Below are 4,584 nucleotides of genomic sequence, written 5' to 3'. Positions count from 1 at the left end.
CGCCGTCCGGTTCGCCGTCGATCACGCGCCCTGTCCGGTGCTGCTGGTGTGGCCGGAGGCGGCCCCGGGCATCGCCACCCTGCCGCCTGCGCCACCGCACCACTGAGGTTCAGTGGTGGTGCCCGCCGCCCCCGTCGTATCCGCCGCCTCCGGACCAGCCGCCCTGGCCGCCCCCCGAGCAGTAGGTCGGGTAGGCGTCGCAGTAGTCCGTGGTCGGAGCCGACGTCGTCGGTGTGGACTGCGGGGTCGACGCGGTCGGCGTCGGGGTGGCCGTGACCGTCGGGCTGGGAGTGGCCGTCGGGGCGGCCTTCTTAGTGGTGGCGTTCGGCGAGCCGGTGCTGTCGGTGTCCCAGTTGACGACCTGCATCTGCGGGTCGGCCTTGGACGTGTCGAAGACCCAGCGCTGCGCCGTGCCGTCCGCCCGGGTCTTCAGGACGAGTGCGCCGCCGCCGTCGGTGGAGGCGGGGGTCAGTGCCTGGTCCTGGTTCCAGCGCGGTACGAGGATGCCCTGAAGGGTGAAGTCGTAGCGGATGTTCTTCGCGGTCGGCGAGGACGTGCCCGTGCAGGGGGCGAGCTGTACCTCGAAGGCGAGGTGCGAGTCGAGGCACAGGCCGGGGTCGGCGGTGCTGCGCAGCTGTCCGTCGGTCTCGTACGACCACTGCTGGCCGGCCGCCGAGGAGCAGGTCTGCAGTTCGGCCTCGCCGCCCTTGAGGGGCTTGTTGCCCGCGATGCCGATGCACAGGCCGGAATCCACGTTGTGCAGCCTGCCGCTGAGCGTGCCCTGAGTGGTGTCGTTCGCGCCGACCCAGGAGGGGTCGGCGGACTCCTTGCCGGTGCCGGAGGCGCCCGTGGCCTGGTTCTCCGTCGCGCTCTTGGCGCCGCCGGAGCCGCCGACGGACCACAGGACGAGCGGGAGGACGACCAGTCCGCTCACGGTCAGCACGGCCGCGGTGAGGTTGCGGCGGCGAACGCGGCGGGCCGCCTTGTGTGCCGTTCTGAGTTCGCCGCGGCGCGGGCCGGAGCGCAGGGCGAGTTCGGTCGAGGCGGACGACATCTCGGCGGGCAGGTTGCGGCTGCCCGCCCTGACCTCCAGGTAGGCGCGTGCGCCCCAGCCGAGGACCGCTTCGGCGAGCGCCACGCCGAGTCCGGCGTTGAACTGGTTCAGCTGGTCGGCGGTGTGCCGGCAGTGCTTGCAGACCGTGAGGTGCATGGCGAGGTCCGGGTCGACCTCCGCGCCGCCGCGCCGGAAGGTGACGTCCAGGAGCCGGATGTAGAGCTGGCACTCGTCGTCGTGGGCGAGTTCTCGGTGGACCAGGAGGCACTCCTCGCGCAACCGCACGACGGCGCGCCCGAGTTCGATGCGGGCGCCCTCCTCGTCGAGTCCGACGAGTCCGGCGGCTATCGCGGCCGGCTCGGACTCGACCTCCAGGTGCCACAGCAGGGTGCGCGCCGTCTGGGGCAGCCGCTGGAACGCCCGGGACAGCAGCCGCCGTTCGGGCACCGGGAGCAGCCGGGCCGCGACGCGGTCGCCGTCGCCGGCCGCCGAGCGCAGGTCCGGGTGGAGCATTTCCTGCCGTCGGTCGGTGTCCCATTCCGCGGCGATACGGCGGACGGTGACCAGTACCTGGGGACGCCAGGCGGCGGTCGGTCCGGACTGCCGCAGGGATTCCCCGAAGAGCCGGGTGAAAGCGGCCGTGGTGAGCATTCCCGCGTGGTGCGGCCCGTCGGTGCACAGCCCCGCATAGGCGAAGGCGGCTTCCCAGTGCCGGTCCAGCAGTTCTCCGACCGGTTGCAGCGCTGGCGTCGTCCCCGTCCACTTCTTCAGCTCGGCGCTGAGCTGCTCGTCGGTCACTTCGAAGTGGTGAGCGGAAGTCGGGGAATTCGAGGGACCTGGGTCCGTCACGGCTGCATTCCTCCAGGTGAAACGCGGAACTTAGTACATACCGGCGGGTATGCGACTGTGCCGACGAGCCGACAGGGTCCGCCCGTCCGATGTGTGGCATCTCCAACGTCCGCCCAGGGCAGCTCTTTTGAAGCAGGGGGAGTGGCGTACGGGAGGGGCCTCGTGCGTGCAGAGGGGAATCATCTAATGTCCGCACGCCGACAGGCACACCTTTGCACAGGTCAGCGAGACGGAACAAGGTCTTCCACGGTTTTGTGCATTGCGTTCCGGCACCCCTCATTTGACGTTTCGTCAATCGGGTCCGTTATGGGATTGCCACCGTATCCACACGGGAAATGCCAAAACCATTGGCCGGAGGCCGCGAGGTCCGTCCGGCACGCCGGGCGGGGACACCGCTCCTCCTCCCGTCTTCCCAGGTCATGTTCGAGCCGTCGACCCGATTGCCGGACCGGCCAGTGTCGCCACGGGAGTTGACACCTGCCACTCCCACACCGATGAGAGCGTTCACGGCCAACCAATAGGCGGGCGCCCGGCCTCCTGACACTGTGGTGGTGACACCACACCGAGGAGGTCCCGCATGACAGCCACGGACATCGGAGCGTTCGAGGAGGACGGGTTCACGGTCGCGCGCGGATTGTTCAGTCACGACGAAATCGACCGGCTCTGCGCCCGGTTCACGGCACTGCACGCGGCGGGGCCGGTGCCCGGCCACTTCGCACCGCACCCTTCCGACGATCCTCTGAGGGCATATCCGAGGGTGATGCACCCGCACGAGATCGACGACCTCGCCCTGCACTTCCTCCTGGATCCGCGGCTGCGGGACATCCTGGAAACCCTGTTCGGCGAAGAGGTGCTGGCCGCGCAGAGCATGTTCTACTTCAAGGCGCCGGGGGCCCGGGGCCAAGCGCTGCACCAGGACAACTTCTATCTGCGGGCCGAGCCCGGCACCTGTGTGGCCGCCTGGATCGCCTGCGACGAGATCGACCGGGACAACGGCGGCCTGGAGGTCGTGCCCGGCACCCATCGCATGGACGTGTTCTGTCCAGAGGAGGCGGACGCCGGGCTGTCCTTCGCGCGCGAGTACGTTCCCCCACCGCCGGGCCTCTCGGCCGTGCAGGTCGACATGGCGCCCGGGGACGTCCTGTTCTTCAACGGCAGCCTGGTGCACGGCTCGCAGCCCAATCGCAGCGCGGACCGCTTCCGCCGTTCGTTCATCGGGCACTACGTGGGCCGCTCGGCCGACCGGATCGGGAGTTTCTACCGCACGATCACGATGAGCGGCGAACGGGTGCCGCTCGCGGAGAGCGCCGGAGCGGGACCGTGCGGCACGGAGTTCGCGCCGCCCGGCCCGCACTGACGTTTCGTGTCAACACGGCCTAGAACAGAGCCAGTTGACGGAGCGTCAGGAATTGTCAGGAATGGCCGCTGATCGCGTGCGGAGCGTACGGCTGCTCCAGTTCCTCGATCTCCTTGTCGCTCAGCTCCAGTTCGACGGCGGCGACGGCGTCCTCGATGTGCTGCGGCTTGGCCGCGCCGACGATCGGCGCCGCCACCGTGCCCTGGTGCAGCAGCCAGGCGAGGGCGACCTGGGCGCGCGGGACACCCCGGTCACCGGCGATGCGGGTGACCGCCTCGACGATGGCGCGGTCGCCCTCCTGGTAGAGGCGGTTGCCGAAGTTGTCGGTGCTGCTGCGCTCGGTGGTGGTGCCCCAGTCCCGAGTGAGGCGGCCCCGCGCCAGCGGGCTCCAGGGCAGCACACCGACGCCCTGGTCCGCGCAGAGCGGCAGCATCTCGCGCTCCTCCTCGCGGTAGAGGAGGTTGTAGTGGTTCTGCATGGACACGAACTTGGTCCAGCCGTGCCGCTCGGCGATGTGCTGGTGCTTGGCGAACTGCCAGGCGTACATCGAACTCGCCCCGATGTAGCGGACCTTGCCCGCCTTCACCAGGTCGTGCAGCGCCTCCATGGTCTCCTCGACCGGGGTGTGCGGGTCGGCGCGGTGGATCTGGTAGAGGTCGACGTAGTCGGTGCCGAGGCGTTCGAGGCTGTGGTCGATCTCCGCCATGATCACCTTGCGGGACAGCCCGGCGCCGTTGGGTCCCGGGTGCGTCCGGCCGTGCACCTTGGTGGCGAGCACGACCTCGTCGCGGCGGGCGAAGTCGCGCAGCGCCCTGCCGGTGATCTCCTCGCTGGTGCCGTCGGAGTAGACGTTCGCCGTGTCGAGGAAGTTGATCCCGGCCTCCAGCGCCTGCCGGATCAGCGGGCGCGACGCCTCCTCGTCGAGGGTCCACTCGTGGGTGCCGCGGTCCGGGAGGCCGTAGGTCATGCAGCCCAGAGAGATCCGCGAGACGTCCAGGCCGGTCGAACCGAGCTTCACGTACTGCATCGTTGCTGCTCCTGCCTTCGAGTTCGGTACCGCTTTGGAGCGTACGACTTCGTGAGTACTCGAAGTCGGGCACCGACCGGCGTCCGGCGTTGGTGTGACCGCCCCCGGCCGCCCGGCGTGGGAGCGGTCGGGCGGCCTGTGGGGTCGCGCATTCTCGGTGCGGACGACCGGCGCCGGGCCGGTCGTGGCCGTACGGGAGGAACGCGGTGCCGAGACGTTGGACCAGACTGAGGATCCTGCTGGGGGCGGCCGTGCTGCCGCTGACCCTGGTGTCGCCCGCGTGGGGCGACACGGACC

At 69.9% G+C, this 4,584-nt stretch carries 3 protein-coding genes and 1 pseudogene; 2 read left to right on the top strand and 2 right to left on the bottom strand.

The window, feature by feature from the left end:
• Positions 1-106, top strand: a pseudogene (locus R6V09_RS46580) (universal stress protein); the annotation flags it as partial.
• Positions 107-109: 3 nt separating this feature from the next.
• On the opposite strand, the gene R6V09_RS46575 reads toward R6V09_RS46580, so the two are convergent.
• Positions 110-1,852 carry an RICIN domain-containing protein gene (locus tag R6V09_RS46575; protein WP_317887520.1) on the bottom strand — a complete coding sequence of 581 codons (1,743 nt, stop codon included), beginning with the start codon at positions 1,850-1,852 and terminating at the stop codon, positions 110-112.
• A 628-nt stretch (positions 1,853-2,480) separates the two neighbouring features.
• Here R6V09_RS46575 and R6V09_RS46570 point away from each other — a divergent pair.
• A complete protein-coding gene (locus tag R6V09_RS46570) occupies positions 2,481-3,260 on the top strand; it encodes a phytanoyl-CoA dioxygenase family protein (protein WP_317887519.1) in 780 nt (259 codons plus the stop codon).
• A gap of 55 nt (positions 3,261-3,315) precedes the next feature.
• On the opposite strand, the gene R6V09_RS46565 is transcribed toward R6V09_RS46570, so the two are convergent.
• Positions 3,316-4,287: an aldo/keto reductase gene (locus R6V09_RS46565; RefSeq protein ID WP_317887518.1), complete on the bottom strand. Its 972-nt coding sequence runs from the start codon at positions 4,285-4,287 to the stop codon at positions 3,316-3,318.
• Between the last annotated feature and the right edge of the window lie 297 nt (positions 4,288-4,584).

The organism is Streptomyces sp. W16, assembly GCF_033194735.1.
Taxonomy (GTDB): domain Bacteria; phylum Actinomycetota; class Actinomycetes; order Streptomycetales; family Streptomycetaceae; genus Streptomyces.
The sequence above is the reverse complement of the archived record's forward strand: the minus strand, read 5'-3'. Positions and strand labels throughout refer to the sequence as shown.